General features: G+C 38.0%; 17 protein-coding genes. 9 read left to right on the plus strand and 8 right to left on the minus strand.

The window, feature by feature from the left end; genetic code table 11:
* Positions 1 to 7 precede the first annotated feature (7 nt).
* The 4 genes from FJR11_RS21815 (at position 8) to FJR11_RS21830 (ending at position 3,839) form a co-directional block, all read left to right on the plus strand.
* Entirely contained in the window at positions 8 to 1,249 is a 1,242-nt protein-coding gene (locus FJR11_RS21815; RefSeq protein WP_168507575.1) for a pitrilysin family protein, read from the plus strand.
* A 14-nt stretch (positions 1,250 to 1,263) separates the two neighbouring features.
* The gene (locus tag FJR11_RS21820) at positions 1,264 to 2,535 is read left to right on the plus strand and encodes a pitrilysin family protein (protein ID WP_168507541.1); all 1,272 of its coding nucleotides are present in this window, start codon (positions 1,264 to 1,266) and stop codon (positions 2,533 to 2,535) included.
* Positions 2,536 to 2,675: 140 nt separating this feature from the next.
* Positions 2,676 to 3,458, plus strand: coding sequence for a peptidoglycan-binding protein (locus tag FJR11_RS21825; RefSeq protein WP_168507543.1), 783 nt, complete (start codon positions 2,676 to 2,678; stop codon positions 3,456 to 3,458).
* A 27-nt stretch (positions 3,459 to 3,485) separates the two neighbouring features.
* A complete protein-coding gene (locus tag FJR11_RS21830) occupies positions 3,486 to 3,839 on the plus strand; it encodes a phage holin family protein (protein WP_168507545.1) in 354 nt (117 codons plus the stop codon).
* An 11-nt stretch (positions 3,840 to 3,850) separates the two neighbouring features.
* Here FJR11_RS21830 and FJR11_RS21835 read toward each other — a convergent pair whose 3' ends face one another.
* Positions 3,851 to 4,267 (minus strand): cobalamin biosynthesis protein, encoded by a 417-nt coding sequence (locus FJR11_RS21835; RefSeq protein ID WP_371417605.1) that lies wholly within the window; start codon positions 4,265 to 4,267, stop codon positions 3,851 to 3,853.
* Between the two features lie 353 nt (positions 4,268 to 4,620).
* The gene (locus FJR11_RS21840; protein WP_168507547.1) at positions 4,621 to 5,904 is read right to left on the minus strand and encodes an ankyrin repeat domain-containing protein; all 1,284 of its coding nucleotides are present in this window, start codon (positions 5,902 to 5,904) and stop codon (positions 4,621 to 4,623) included.
* Between the two features lie 153 nt (positions 5,905 to 6,057).
* Between FJR11_RS21840 and FJR11_RS21845 the strand changes: the two genes are divergently transcribed.
* Positions 6,058 to 6,528 carry a DUF4079 domain-containing protein gene (locus FJR11_RS21845; RefSeq protein ID WP_168507549.1) on the plus strand — a complete coding sequence of 157 codons (471 nt, stop codon included), beginning with the start codon at positions 6,058 to 6,060 and terminating at the stop codon, positions 6,526 to 6,528.
* A gap of 32 nt (positions 6,529 to 6,560) precedes the next feature.
* Here the strand turns inward: FJR11_RS21845 and FJR11_RS21850 are convergent, their stop codons facing one another.
* Entirely contained in the window at positions 6,561 to 7,175 is a 615-nt protein-coding gene (locus FJR11_RS21850; protein WP_168507551.1) for a DUF1997 domain-containing protein, read from the minus strand.
* 242 nt (positions 7,176 to 7,417) lie between these two features.
* On the opposite strand from FJR11_RS21850, the gene FJR11_RS21855 reads away from it, so the two are divergent.
* Entirely contained in the window at positions 7,418 to 8,095 is a 678-nt protein-coding gene (locus FJR11_RS21855) for a glycoside hydrolase family protein (protein ID WP_168507579.1), read from the plus strand.
* Between the two features lie 9 nt (positions 8,096 to 8,104).
* Here the strand turns inward: FJR11_RS21855 and FJR11_RS21860 are convergent, their stop codons facing one another.
* Both FJR11_RS21860 and FJR11_RS21865 read right to left on the minus strand, forming a co-directional pair.
* The gene (locus FJR11_RS21860; RefSeq protein ID WP_168507553.1) at positions 8,105 to 8,860 is read right to left on the minus strand and encodes an ABC transporter ATP-binding protein; all 756 of its coding nucleotides are present in this window, start codon (positions 8,858 to 8,860) and stop codon (positions 8,105 to 8,107) included.
* Positions 8,861 to 8,952: 92 nt separating this feature from the next.
* A complete protein-coding gene (locus FJR11_RS21865; protein ID WP_168507555.1) occupies positions 8,953 to 9,492 on the minus strand; it encodes a DUF4330 domain-containing protein in 540 nt (179 codons plus the stop codon).
* 262 nt (positions 9,493 to 9,754) lie between these two features.
* Between FJR11_RS21865 and FJR11_RS21870 the strand changes: the two genes are divergently transcribed.
* Complete coding sequence (locus tag FJR11_RS21870; protein WP_168507557.1) at positions 9,755 to 10,618, plus strand: M48 family metallopeptidase; 864 nt, start codon at positions 9,755 to 9,757, stop codon at positions 10,616 to 10,618.
* On the opposite strand, the gene FJR11_RS21875 is transcribed toward FJR11_RS21870, so the two are convergent.
* From FJR11_RS21875 to FJR11_RS21885, 3 genes are all read right to left on the minus strand, one after another.
* Positions 10,619 to 11,380, minus strand: coding sequence for a metallophosphoesterase family protein (locus FJR11_RS21875; protein ID WP_168507559.1), 762 nt, complete (start codon positions 11,378 to 11,380; stop codon positions 10,619 to 10,621). It lies immediately after the preceding gene.
* Positions 11,381 to 11,721: 341 nt separating this feature from the next.
* Positions 11,722 to 12,519: a Tab2/Atab2 family RNA-binding protein gene (locus FJR11_RS21880; RefSeq protein WP_168507561.1), complete on the minus strand. Its 798-nt coding sequence runs from the start codon at positions 12,517 to 12,519 to the stop codon at positions 11,722 to 11,724.
* A 47-nt stretch (positions 12,520 to 12,566) separates the two neighbouring features.
* Entirely contained in the window at positions 12,567 to 13,838 is a 1,272-nt protein-coding gene (locus FJR11_RS21885; RefSeq protein ID WP_168507581.1) for a CCA tRNA nucleotidyltransferase, read from the minus strand.
* Between the two features lie 86 nt (positions 13,839 to 13,924).
* Here FJR11_RS21885 and FJR11_RS21890 point away from each other — a divergent pair, with 86 nt between their 5' ends.
* Together FJR11_RS21890 and tsaB are read left to right on the plus strand one after the other, a co-directional pair.
* Positions 13,925 to 14,173 carry a Ycf34 family protein gene (locus tag FJR11_RS21890; protein ID WP_027403580.1) on the plus strand — a complete coding sequence of 83 codons (249 nt, stop codon included), beginning with the start codon at positions 13,925 to 13,927 and terminating at the stop codon, positions 14,171 to 14,173.
* 130 nt (positions 14,174 to 14,303) lie between these two features.
* Complete coding sequence (gene tsaB / locus FJR11_RS21895; protein ID WP_168507563.1) at positions 14,304 to 14,978, plus strand: tRNA (adenosine(37)-N6)-threonylcarbamoyltransferase complex dimerization subunit type 1 TsaB; 675 nt, start codon at positions 14,304 to 14,306, stop codon at positions 14,976 to 14,978.
* The last annotated feature ends 127 nt before the right edge of the window (positions 14,979 to 15,105 follow it).

The following is a 15,105-nucleotide window of genomic DNA, read 5'->3' on the forward strand; positions in this document are numbered from 1 at the left end:
TAATAACCTGTTTCCCGGTTCAATTATCAAATTAGATAATGGCTTAACATTCATTCACCAAGAAATATCCACTACACCCGTAGTGGTAGCTGACGTTTGGGTGCGTGCGGGAGCTAACCTAGAACCAGAACCTTGGTTTGGAATGGCACATTTTCTAGAACACATGATTTTCAAAGGGACACCAAACCTGCTACCTGGGGAATTTGATTATCATATTGAAAAAATTGGTGGTGTGAGTAATGCCGCTACCAGCCACGATTACGCCCATTATTTCATTACAACCGCTGCTAATCAGCTAGAGCATACCCTTCCCCATTTAGGAGAATTACTCCTGAATGCAGCCATTCCTGACGATGAATTTATTAAAGAACGGGATGTGGTGTTAGAAGAAATCCGTTCTTACAATGATGATCATGATTGGGTTGGTTTTCAATCTTTGGCTAAAAATGTTTACCAACAGCACCCTTACGGACGTTCTGTATTGGGAACTGAGTCAGAATTAATGCAGTATTCCCCGGAGGCTATGCGCTGCTTTTATCGCAGTTACTATCAACCAGAAAATATGACTGTGGTTGTGGTGGGGGGAATTAGTGAAACAGCCGCTAGGGAATTGGTAAACCGGACATTTACAGATTTTCCCCAACGGGATAATTGTCCCCAATTTACTAAAGTTGCAGTACCAGTAATTAACGGAATTCGTCGTCATGAGTTAATATTACCCAGACTGGAACAAGCGCGGTTAATGATGGCTTGGAAAGTACCGGGAGTAGAAGAATTTCGGGCTGTTCATGGTTTAGAATTATTATCAGCGCTGTTAGGAGAAGGGAGAATTTCTCGGTTAGTATCTGATTTGCGGGAAGAAAAGCAACTTGTTCAAGAAATTTGCTGTGATTTTTCTCTACAACAAGAATCAAGTTTATTCACAATTACGGCTTGGTTAGAATCAGAATATCTGGAACAAGTTGAAGATTTGATTTGTGATCATTTACAAGAATTGCAAAATCAAGAAATTAGCAAGCCAGAACTAAATCGTATTCAGAGGTTTTTATGTAATGATTATGCCTTTTCTACAGAAACACCAAATGAGCTAACTGATTTTTATGGTTATTATCATACCATTGCCAATGCTGAATTAGCTGTTAATTATCCCCAAGAAATACAGTCTTTCGATCCTCAAGAATTGCAAAAATTAGCTCAAAAGTATCTTTCACCAGCTAATTATGCGGTGACAATTCTCAAACCTTGTTAATTATTAAGTGAAAAATGCAAACTATTAATAGTCGCTCTCTCATTCATCGCACCGTATTAAGTAATGGCATCGTTTTATTAGTATCAGAAAATCAAGCTGCTGATATTATTGCTGGACGGATTTTTATTCGCGCTGGTAGTTGTCATGAACAGCGAGAAAAAGCTGGTTTAGCGCATTTGTTATCAGCGGTAATGACAAAGGGATGTGATGGTTTATCGAGTTTAGAAATTGCCGAAAAAGTCGAATCTGTGGGAGCTAGTTTAGGCACAGATGCAGCTACAGACTATTTTTTGCTATCTTTGAAAACGGTAACTGCTGATTTTATTGACATTTTAGCATTAGCTGGACAATTATTGCGATCGCCTACCTTTCCCGAAAATCAAATAGAATTAGAAAAGCGGTTAGCAATTCAAGATATTCGTTCCCAAAAAGAGCAACCTTTTAGCCTGGCTTTTGAACAATTGCGTCAGGTAATGTACCCCAATCATCCCTACTCCATGTCAGTTTTAGGTGATGAAACAACCATGAGCAGCATTACCCGTGATGACTTAGTAGAATATCATCAAACTCATTTCCGTCCTGATAATATTGTCATTAGCATTGCTGGACGCATTACCCCAGCACAAGCAGAGAAATTAGTAAATAAGATTTTTGGTGATTGGGAAATACCAAATTTCGCCAAACCTACTCTTGATTTATCACCCATTACTATATCACCTAAACCCTGTCTGAAACCCTTAAATACACAACAATCAATTATTATGTTGGGTTATTTAGGACCATCAGTAAATAACCCAGAATATGCGGCTCTTAAATTACTTTGTAGCTATTTAGGAAATGGTCTTTCTAGTCGTTTATTTGTAGAATTACGAGAAAAGCAAGGTTTAGCCTATGACGTATCTGCTATTTATTCTACGCGACTTTTTCCCGCTGCCTTTGTAGTTTATATTGGGACTGCACCAGAAAATACCAAAATTGCTTTTAATGGACTCCACCAGGAAGTAGAATTGTTATGTAGCACTGAACTGTCAGCAGAAGCATTACAAACTGCTAAAAACAAAATTATCGGTCAATATGCTTTAGGCAAACAAACTAATGGACATATGGCACAGATATATGGTTGGTATGAAATTTTGGGTTTAGGGATTGAATTTGATCAAAAGTTTCCGGAATTAATTAATAATGTTACTGCAACGGAGGCAATTACAGCAGCTTGCAAATATTTACAAGCACCATACTTATCTTTGGTAGGGCCAGAGGAAGCAATTCAGACGGCTACGTTCTAAAACTTTAAATTGAGTAGGTTGGGTTGACGTATGTTACCCAACAAAATAAAGTCTTAGAAATATTCGGTGATGTTTTATCTTGATATCAAAAAGACTAACGGCAAACAAAGCGATCGCAACAAGTGTAAGATAAAATTTTTATGAAAAATAATTTGATAGCAAGTATTCCCAACTATATGAGCGCAAATTTTTGGTATTGCTTACTCTTGTTAACCACCACACCCGTGTTGATTAGTTCCTCTGCTTTCATATCAACAGCAGCACCAGTCAAAATTGCCCAACTCAACACAGACGTTAAAATCAATCGTCCTCCTTTGAACATGGGTAGTCAAGGTGAACGAGTTACAGAACTCCAAGCCGCTTTGAAACTCTTGGGCTTTTATTCGGGTGCTGTGGATGGTACATATCAACAAAATACAGTCATTGCTGTTTCTCAGTTTCAACAAGCTGCCGGCTTAAATCCCACTGGTAATGTAGATAATATTACTTGGCAAAAACTGTTTCCCAGTCCATCAAATATTATCTCTTCCGCACCTAACCCTGTGAGTAGTTTTACGACTGTTCCCACCCAAACCACAAAAAAACCTCCGGTGAATACAAAACCACCAACGACAAGACGCACAACCCCCAAAAATCAACCGAATATTAGCATTCAACCCACTCCCCCCAAGCAACAAATACCTGGTATTCAATATACTCCCGAAGGATGGCCAATTTTGCGTTTAGGCATGAGTGGTGCAGAAGTGATTAAGTTGCAAAAACAACTACAAAACCTGGGTTTTTTAACTGGTACGATAGATGGAGATTTCGGAATATCCACAGAAAGAGCAGTCAAAGCTGCTCAAACTCGTTATGGTTTAGAACCTGATGGTATAGTCGGTGGTGGTACATGGAAAGTTTTCCTGAAACGCACTTCCCAGTAGAGTTAATCTTATTCTCATTATCAAACCATGAAGCACTTTCTTTTAACTTGGCTCGGTACTGCGGTAGCGTTATTAATTACCTCTAAAATTGTCCCTGGCATCATTCTCACCAGTTTTGCTGCTGCTTTAATTGCCGCTGTTGTGATTGGTTTGGTAAATGCCATTGTTCGGCCAATTTTACAGATTTTAGCATTTCCCATTACCTTAATTACTTTGGGTTTATTTACTCTTGTGATTAATGGCTTAACTCTATGGTTTGCCAGTGCAATAACTCCCGGTTATGGTTTTGAAATTCGGGGTTTTATTCCTGCTTTTTTAGGTTCAATTGTTCTATCAATTGTCTCTGGTATTATTAACCAGGTTGTCAGTGCCGTTGATTAAAATATCCGTTTTTAATTACTTTTAGCAACAGCTACTGTGACTGTTCCTGCTTCCCCTGCTAATCGAAAAATCTGTTTAGGAACTAATAACGTTATTTCCGCAGATGTAATTTCCGAAGCTGCGAGAATTGCCGATGCTTCAGCTACGCTGGATGTTCCCATTAACTTAGTAATATTATTATTAGGATTGGGAACAAATACATTATTTAAAAGTTCGGCACTAAAGGTTTTTAAAGGTAATTTTTCTAATTTACAAAATTCGAGCAAACCAATTTCTAAGGCTTTTTTATCAATAGTTGCAATCCCAGCTATTTCACTATATATAAGTTTGTATTCTTGAAAAACTTTTTGAATTGCGGTATTAATCAATTGTTGAGAAATTCCTTTTTGACAACCAATTCCTACCCATAAAATTTTTTTGTATGTCACGTTATGCACTTTTTTTTGTAATATTGATTATTTGTAAGTATCAAATAACAATCCTGCAAATCCTCTAATCCTAAGCATCCTGATTCAGACTTACCCTCTCCCTAATTTGTGTAATATACTCAGAAAATCACACCTAAGAGAGATTTATTCGGATTTAAAGTAGTTTTTATCACCTAAAAACTGACAATTTCAATACTACTCACCAAAATTAAACAATGTATATTGTTCACATCTAGCACAGTAGGAAACATCAAGGCAGAAACAAGGTAACGGTAAAAGGTAAATTTACTTCTTTCTACCCTTGTCGTGTAAGAATTTCATCTTGATGTTTCTCTTTTTTCTAAACTTTTAAATTATTCCTGCGCTCCAGCTTGTTTTAATATCTTTGCAATACCACGATAATTATTAAATTCTGCAATCATTAAAGCCGTATAACCACCCTGATTTTTTAAGTTGACATCTGCCCCAGCTTGTAATAACATTTCTACAGCTTGACTATAACCTTCAGCTACAGCCCACATTAAAGCAGTTGCTCCAGAAGAGTCTTGAAAATTCACATTTGCCCCTTTTTCTAGCAATAATTGGAATATTTCGGGATAGTTTGCAGCTATGGCTTTAACTAAAGCAGTTTTACCATCATCGGCTAACTTATTAATATCTGCACCATACTCAAGTAATAGTTTCACGGTTTTGAAATGTCCTTTAGATACTGCTAATGTGAGAGCAACTTCTCCAAAGTTTTTCTTTTCCATATCTGCACCCGCACCCAGCAAAACTGCTACTATATCGCTATATCCCTGAAATGCTGCTAATAGTAAAGGTGTATCTCCCAGATGGTTTCTAATTTGCACATCTGCTCCCCGCTGGAGTAAGATTTTTACTACATCAATATATTCTTCCACAACGGCAAGATGCAAGGCTGTTTCACCTTCTTTATCTTGATGATTAATTTCCGCACCTGCATCTAATAAAGCAGTTATAATATCAATATTTCCCGTTGCTGTAGCTGCTAACAATGCCGTTCCATGATCAACATTTTTGATGTTAACATCAGCCCCAGATGATAGCAGCGCTTGTACTATTTCTAAATAACCCAAATCTACAGCAATCATTAATGCTGTCTCACCCTCTGGATTTTTGCTATTGACAATATTGTTATTTTGTGTTATTGCTTTAACAACCGCTGGATGTTTGTGTTTAACTGCGAGTTTTAAAGCGGTATCATCATCTTTGTCAGTGATTTCTCTGTTAGCACCAGCAGCTAAGAGAATTTGCACAATCTCAAAGTTACCTTTGAGTGCTGCTATCATTAATGCTGTACTACCATCTTCATTAGTAGCATTTATATTTGCTTCTTTTGAGATTAGTAATTTAACAACATCAATTTGATTAGCATTAGCAGCCAGCATTAATGCTGTCAAACCATATGTTTTTCTGGTTAAATTTATATTAGCACCCGCATTCAACAGCGATCGCACAATTTCTGTATAACCTAAATTCGCCGCAAACATCAATGCTGTAGTCCCATGGCCATCGCTGATATCCACGTTAGCACCATCAACTAGCAGCCTAGAAACTTCTATAATATCGCCACTTTTCACAGCCTTTAGCAACGAGGTATCTTTATGTTCTATCATTCGTTATATCCTGTTTGGGCAGATGTTACTGATTTCAACTCAATATTTAGTTTGAAATGGTTTTAGCACTTTAGCAAGGGCGGAAAATTGCTGAGTGAAGAAAATCAATGTATGCTAAGTTTTATGAAGAATTAATAAACGGAAGTAAACAATATGGTTTTTGAACTTACTCCAACAGTAAAATTCTGGCTGAATTTTGCTCACCCAGCCATCATGTGGGTATTATTAGCACTTTCTTTGTATGCTGCATACTTGGGTTTACAAGTACAGCGTACCAGAAATGCTCAGGGAGAAGAAAAGAAAGAACTGATTAAAGGGCGTTATACCATTAAACATCACCAATTTGGTTCTATCATCTTAGGGTTGATGGTAGCAGGTTCAATTGGGGGGATGGCCGTTACCTACATTAATAATGGTAAGTTATTTGTCGGACCGCATCTACTAGCTGGATTAGGGATGACAGGTTTAATTGCTTTTTCCGCATCTCTATCTCCTTTCATGCAAAAAGGAGCAAATTGGGCGCGGATGACTCATATATTGTTAAATTTTGCTATTTTAGGGCTTTTCCTATGGCAAGCTCTCTCTGGTGTCGAAATTATCCAAAGAATTCTGACTAAAGCATAGTTTGTCAGGTGTCAGTTGTCTGTTGTCAATTGTCACCTGTGTTTCTTCTGCGGAAAAGGTATATTTAGAGATTGATGAAAATCATTCTGTACCTTGTATGTAAGCCGACGGGAAACTTGACGGACAATTTGATTCAGGATGCGATCGCCTGTAGACTGAATTAAAGAACGGGATAATCGCTGAATAAATCTGGGAAACTGCAACTCAACAACCAAATCCAACTCCCATTCCACCCGTGTAATCCCATTTAAATTACCTATCAATTGTGTTGATGATTTGTAATCCACCTCATAACCAGGTGCTTGGTAATCAGGTACAGGAATAGTCCGAATTTGAAATTGACGATCTTGGGGCTTTAATAACTCTAAACCAATCTGAGGTTCTACATCATAACCAAAAGCGCCAAATTTACCTACCGCTAAAGCATAACTATTTTCCCCTAGGGGGTGTACCTTCATCGGTTCTGCACAACGCCCAAACCATGAAGCATGAGCATTGAAATACTCCTCTACTTGCTCTATAGGTGCATACATTTCCATGCAGTCTTGATAATTGCCATAAAATTTAGTTTGACTGAAATTAGCTGCTTTTAATCCGTCATCATCTGCTAATTCCCAGGATTGATATTCACTATTGTTTGTAACCATAAATTTGTTTTTTGTATATTTTGAAGTTTGTCTATATTAATGATTCCCAATGCCGGGAACTTTTTTCACATCAAAATCCAATTTTCACGAAAATCTCAATAACTTATCATTAACTTTATATTTCATGATGATCATACAATAGTTAATATTGTAGCTAAATACTGGAATACCGTCATCATAGCAATATTACTGAGGTGATAAATTTTCTTTATTAGTCAAAAGAAAGAATTAAGAGGAGTTAAATTCTGAAAAGCTTTGAACTTAAAGGTGTAGAAAAACTTATTGCTCCCATAGCCTCAGTTTTGGGCTTTGTGTACCTGTTTCAGTGGTATGTTTTTGGAGATATACAATCATCTCCTGAACCTGTATTTACCAGAAAACAGCCGCCTCTAGTCATGAAAGGTGGAGATCCTTACCTGCGGTCATTAATGCGAACCATTTCTGCCAGTGAAGCCAGTGGTAATCGTCCTTACTCTCTCTTATATGGTGGTGAGCAGGTTAACGATCTCACCCATCATCCTCAAAAATGCGTCACGATTATCACAGGACCGAATACAGGTAATTGTTCCACAGCCGCCGGTCGTTATCAAATTATTAATACTACTTGGTATGAAATTGCTCCTCGCTATCATCCAAAACCCATACAGAAAATGCTTTGGACTAATTATAGTTTTGAAGCCGAGTATCAAGATACTGTAGTTTACCGTTGGTTGAATGATTCACGAGTTTGGGGTGTAGATATCCCTAAGCTATTACGTCAGCAAAAATTAAATGACGTTTTACGGAAACTCTCCCCTACTTGGACAAGCTTAGGATACGGTATAGAAACTAATTCTGTTAGTCGTTCCTTACCCAAGATTTACCAGCAAATATTACAGGAAGAATTACAGCAAAATCCTGAAGTTAAAAGTACAAAATAGGAAATTAGATCAATCTACAAGGACTTTATTTTTCACTGTTTCTGATATAGGAATCAACACTTTTCCATTAATTGGTTTGAGAACTTGCAACCCATGGATGTTTTGCAAACAATCTAAAGCTGCTTCACGAATTATGATTTCTTTTTCTTGACTCAGTAGTAATTGTAAGCAGTCTATAATATCTTTTTCCGTTGTTACATCAACTCGTTGACGGGTAATTAGTTTATGCAATTGTCGCATAGAAATCAACCGTTTTAAAGGATCTTTTTCTGTTAAGTTGTTTAACAATTGATCAAGATAATCTTCCTCTTGATTTCCCTGAAAACTGAATATTTGCCACACCAACAAAATTAAAGTTAATAGCGTTCCCATACCTTGGACAATAGCACCAGCAGCCAACCAATGACTAGGGGAATCAACCCAAATTGCCGAGGCCATATAAGTTATCACCGTTGCTATACCACCACTAGCAACAGAATAAGCTAAACGGCTGTTAGTGCTACTCATCAACTTGCGGATTTCTAACCAGCGTAATTGCCAGTTCCATTTTTGGATTGAGTAAGTCAACACCATTATACTAATGCCAACAATCAGAGCTAATAACAGTTGCCAACTCCAAAGCAACATAGCCACAATAATTGTTAACAAACCCAGCAAAAAACCCGGTTCAGTGAAATGTTTAAAAATTCGCTGTTTTGGGATTCCTGTCTTAATCTCTGAAATTTGATTGATGAATTGTCGCCAAGAAGACGAAGCCTGTGTCACAGTATTTACCTACTTGATTACAAAATTATAAATGGATATTTTTTACTAATGGTGAGGATGAAATCAGGAAAATTTCACCCCTGAGCAAAATTCTATTTATCCTGTAAACGGATATCAATTACAGACGCATTGAAATTATAGTTAAAACCTTCTAATTCAAAAGGCATTCCAATTTTCACTTTTGTATTACCATTACCCAGAACTGGTCCATCTTTAGTTACTTTTGCGTTATCTTCTAAAGTCAAAATAAAATCTGTACTAAAGTTGTTCTTTCTGGGATCTGGCAATTCTTTCACAGAACCATCTGGTTGACCAATAGTCAGCATCCTATCTAATTGTTGAATGGATTTAATCCCCATCTGTCCATAGGCTTGATTGCGGATAATAATATTGGTTTTACCACCTTTTGTGAATCCTTGTTTAAATAACTGTTGAGGATCACGAACATTCAGTCCACGTACCACCAAATCTACCTCAATTGGTACTGTTTTTGCACCCACTTGAGCCACAGAACCGGAAGTACCAGGGAAAATAAAAATACCTACTACCACTAGCAAAATTACTAATACAGCACCTAAATCTAGTAGGTTGATTTTACCGAACAAGCGACCTTTGGAATCTAAAATAGCCATAAACAGGTTTTGATAAGTTGCAGTTAAATTTTAAGCTAGGTAATTGATTGTACCAACGAGTTTTTAAGATCATGGGCAATCTTGACAATTGAGTTAAATCAGACAACAAGTAGATATTAATGTTACGCGACAGTCTATCATAATAGCAGTAGTTTGGAGTGATAGCATTTAACTATCTGTATTGAGTTGAAAATGCAACTTAGTAAGCTGAAAATCCGTCTTCTAATTTTAAGTTCTTACACCAATCTTATTTCCCTAGATTATGATTAACCTAAAAGGATTTTGGCCAAATTACCGTTTATGGCAGCGACATTGTTTGTATCCATTAATTTCTGTAAGCGTTGCCTTAACTGTCTGCTTGAGTACACCCTTGTCGAGTATAGCTATAGGTTTTGGAGATCTGATCCGGATAGTCCCACAAGTGACCCAAATATTTAACCTATCCAATATATCCGATCGCCAGGAAGTTGATCTTGGCCAGCAAATGAATCAGGAATTGCAGCAAGAAGTCAGAATTTCCCGTAATTCACAACTAAATAGCTATGTTGAACAAATAGGTAGACGTTTAGCAGCTAATAGCACTCGCCCAAATCTCTCTTACACCTTTCAAGTAGTCGAAGATCCGGCAGTAAATGCTTTTGCAACCGCTGGTGGTTTTCTTTATCTCAACACAGGGTTACTCAAAGCCGCAGAAAATGAAGCCGAAGTCGCTAGTGTATTAGCTCATGAAATGGGTCATATTGAAGGTAAACATTTAATCAAACAAATGAGACAACAAGCTATAACCAGTGGTGTAGCTACTGTATCAGGTTTAGATCGCAGTCAAGCCGTCGGTCTTGGTGTCCAATTAGCACTGAATCTTCCCCGCAGTCGTAAAGACGAATTAGATGCTGATAAAAGAGGCTTAAACATCCTCACCCGCAGTGGTTATGCCCAGTCAGCAATGGTTTCTTTCATGAAAAAACTACAGGGAAGCAGTTCTGTACCTACGATTTTGAGTACACATCCCGGCACAGATACTCGCATCAAAGAACTCCAACGTCAGATTAACAATCAACCAAGTAATAAAAATAATGGCTTAGATAATCCGGCGTATCAAGCTAGAATAAGGGCATTTTTGCAGTAATTAGGCTCGTTGTTTATGACGACGGCCACCTATAAATTCCTCTGGCTCAATAATTGTAATTGCCTCTTCCCAGACTAGAGTTCTCACAGTGTGACTAAACACATTAGCCTGATAAACCAACTTATTGGTAATATCTAGCCCCGTTAACCAACCACTACGGGGATGATAAGCACCAGTATCAATATCTATCCATCCCTGCCCCTGTGCCAAATTACCAGGAGCAACTCCAGGTAAGGTAAAAGTTATAGTATGACCAACTATAATCAACTTATCAGAAAAATATGGTTGATTTATACTGTGAAACTCCTCTCTAATCCAGCATAAGTCTTCTGATGTCTGTTCTTCAATAGTTTTGCGGGGATTAACACCTGCATGAGTTAACCAAAAATCTCCCAAATCTAGATATGTGGGTAAACTCTCAAACCAATCTAGATGTTCTTGAGGAATTGTCCCAGGTTGATAACTAGCAACCGTTGCCTGTCCTCCGCTGTATAACCACGCTTGCATATTTGCTGACGCAGTATCTTTGCCAGTCAGGATGTTTAACAACATCTGCTCATGATTACCTAGTAAACAAGGGTAATCATTTTGTTTAACAAACTCTACTACCTGGGCGCTTTGGGGACCACGATCAATTAAATCTCCCAAAAAATAGACTTGATCCTCTGATGCAGGGGATATTGCCTCCAACAGCAACATCAAACCTTCATAGTGGCCATGCACATCGCCAATAACAACCCTACGCTGACTAATTTCGCTCATTTGCTTTTAGCTTGAATGAATTAGCTGAATATTTTAACTACACTTTTTGTTTGTCTACTTTTTATTAAAAAAGGTCAAGTTTTCTTGACTAAGCTATAATTTTTTTAAAACCGGGTAGACATTTGGTTAATTTGTCAAGTTCCAATATGAATAATCAACTGGACAGAACCCTAAAACACAAATAAAATTATTTGATTTGGGGTGTATGGACTTTAGTGTATAGATACACTAACAAACAATACTAGTTCCTATTTAGTTTGATTATTTATTAGTCTATGCCTAAGTCTACCATTATACATTAATTTTCATACTTAAATTCAAATTGCGCTTAAAGTCAGCTTTTAATCTTCATCTCGCAATAACCACAAACCACTATAAGTCATTCCCGAATCATCTGGTTGCACCAACAAAAAATGCAATCCCTGACTTAGCTGTTTTCGCTCTTGATATAACTTCCCAGCCGCAGTAACTTCCTCATCTGTAAAAGTCGCCAAAACCCACCTATCTACCAAACCAGCTTCTAAAATCAAACCATCAGGCGCACCACCGATATAGTTTAATGATACAGGATTACTTTCCTTTAACCATTGCGCTAAACGCATAGATTGCCTCCCACCGTAAATTACTACACCAGGGATAGGTACTGTTGAAGCTAAACCTAGATTAATTGGTTTGAGAAAATCTGGTATTTGCAAAAAAGGAATTGGTCGTTCTATAAACTCATCCACAATATCACCAGATGGAATCGTTGCAAATCGCCATTCCTCCCCCCAGAGATTTTCCGGTAATGGTAATGGAGGTAATTTATCCACAGTTACAGGATATTGTTTAGCTGCTAACCACTGTTTTAGTGCCACAGTTCTCCGAGTAGCTTCTACCTTAATACCTAGATTATTACCCGCAGTTGTGATTAAACTTAAAGACTGAGGACGAAATACTTGAATTACATCTGGTAACTTTTCCTTGCCAGCTAATTGTAATTGTTGGGCAACCCAAGTAGAAGTAGCCTGGGATTGGGGACAACTTGCTGTAAATTCAAAACTGCGAGTTGCATCACAAACTAATAACTCCCATAATATTTGCCCTTCCACATTTTGCAGCGGACTACGATAAAAATCAGCTTGCCAAATCAGACTCATTCCCTACTCCATAAAACTTAAATAACTCAAAAGCGAATTTAGCAAGTTTACTTTTTAACTAAATTCCTGGCAAATTCTATCGCTGCTTCTACTGTAGAAATTTTCCCCTCAGCTTGAGCAACACCAACCTCCATTAATAATTCGCCTACCAGTGATGAAGCGGGAATGTTTAATGCCATCATCATGTCTTTACCATTGAGTAAAGGAATAGGATGGGCAACTGCATCGTTTTTGTCAAGATAACGCTTGATTAAAGGTTCGTATGTAACTAACATACTTTCTTCAAACATTCCCTTAGCTACAATATCATTTGCTAAAGCTAATACCAACACAGCCGGAAATAAAATTCCCATTTCCCGAAACAGAAAATACTGTGTTCGCAAAGGCATATTTACCGCTTTTATTTCCGAAAATAGTCTTAATCCCGTTGTCACAGCCCGAATTTCTGCCCGACTATAGGTAAGTTCCTGTAATTCGATTTCGGCAATTTCTGGCTTTGAGTCAACCAGACAAGCAAGTTTAGCAGTAGCTAACCAAGAAGTTTTCACAGTCTCCCGCACATAATTTGCTAATTTTTCTGCTAACTCCTGCCAACTTTGGCTAATTAAAGCAGCAGCTTGATCAATAGCAGTTAACTTAATGAAACTTTCCTCAGTCGCGTTTTTAAAGAAACTAGTCAAAACACCATCTTTCCAAGCAGTATTTAGCCAAAATGTTCCTTGAGAATTTGCTAATAAATAACCAATTTCTACCCGTACTCGTTCCGCTGCCACCTGATTGATACTTTTTGCTAAACTGCGAATTGTCTCTTGAGTAACTGGTTCAATAGTAAAACCAAGTTGGGCAGCTTGACGATAAGCCCGCATTAACCGCAAAGGATCATTTTGCAGATTTACAGGTGATATCATCCGTAATAGGCCAGAGTCTATATCTTTATATCCTTCGAGAGGATCAATGATTTCTTGAGTATGGGGATTATAAGCGATCGCATTAATAGTAAAATCCCTTCTATGCAAATCCGTAATTAAACTTTCTCCCTCCTGTTGGGCAAAATCAGCCGTAGCATGAGCAAACACCACACGGGCAATTTTTCTTTCAGCATCAAGTAACACAAAACCAGCTTGATAACGTTGAGCAATTTTTCGGGCTACCTTCACCGCATCCGCTGGGATAATAAAATCTAAATCCACATATTCCCGAACCCTACCCAAAATCGCATCACGCACCGCACCACCCACCATATAAACAGGTTGTGGCAAATATTCCAGACTAAAAGGCCAATTTTTGGCAGCTAGACGAGAAACAACTAATTCATCCATTGTCATAAAAATCAACCTAGTAACTAATGCTGATTATTTTGGCTTAAGCTACATTAACTATAAAGCTTCTTAGAGTTGGTTCTATTATGTGTATTTGCGTGAATTGCCACTACGTAGACCGCTGTGTTACCTACAACGCCGTAGAAACCCAGCACCAACAGCCACACCTGACAGAAACACCAGATTTTGACCCCAATGAACCCTCCATCAACGTCAATATTCGCACACAAGGCGAAATAATTGAAATGGAATGGGACGTTGTCGGTTGTCTCAGCTTCAAACAAGAAACAGGTAAATGGTCTAAATTACGTCCAGGTGAATTAGTCCCCACATAATGAGAATAGCTTCTGAAATGTTGCTGAATATTCACACTCGAAATCAGCAACACCAATTCTTATTCATGTTTTTCCCTCCAATCCTTAATTCTGCTGTATTATTTATCAGAAAAATATATTTGCATTTACTTTGACAAACATAATTAAACATCTCTCACCAGATAAATACGCTTTAGCATTGCATACCACCACACCAGAACTCGGTTTAGCAATTAGCAACTTTACCGATTATCCCCAATCTCAAGTTTGGAACTTAGGGCGTGACTTATCCAGTCATATCCATCAATACTTAATTGAACTGATTAAACCACGAACCTGGGCAGACCTGGAATTTATCGCCGTTGCCAAAGGACCTGGTGGTTTTACAGGAACTCGCATTGGTGTTGTCACCGCTCGGACACTAGCACAACAGTTAAAAATTCCCGCATTTACAGTTTCCACCCTAGCCGCAGTAGCATGGCAAGCTTATAAAGCCCAAAAAAATTGCCAACATCCTATAATTGCCGTAGAAATGCCAGCACAGCGGGGACAAGTTTTTGGTGCTATTTATCAACCCAACTCTGATAATTCTGGCATCACTGCTCTATTACCAGATAAAGTATTCACCCCAGCCGCATGGCAAGAAACCCTAGCCGTTCAATCTTCTTTGGGACATACCAATTATCAGTTAATTTCAGCCACATCCCAGTTAGCAGCCACCGTTAACAGTATTTTGGAATTAGCTTATTTAGATTGGCAGCAAGGAAAAAATCCCCATTGGTCTGAGGCTCTTCCTTATTATGGACAACATCCTGTAGATATTTGATGATTATCGAAATCCTTCCAATCCTTGCTAGATAAAGCTCATAGCTAAAAATAACCACTAAATTTTCCCTCCCAAAAAAAATATTTTCCCAAACCCTTGACAGGAAAAGGAGAGGTTGCTATATTAG

It is taken from the genome of Anabaena sp. UHCC 0187 (genome assembly GCF_009712035.1).
In the GTDB taxonomy this organism is placed as follows: domain Bacteria; phylum Cyanobacteriota; class Cyanobacteriia; order Cyanobacteriales; family Nostocaceae; genus Dolichospermum.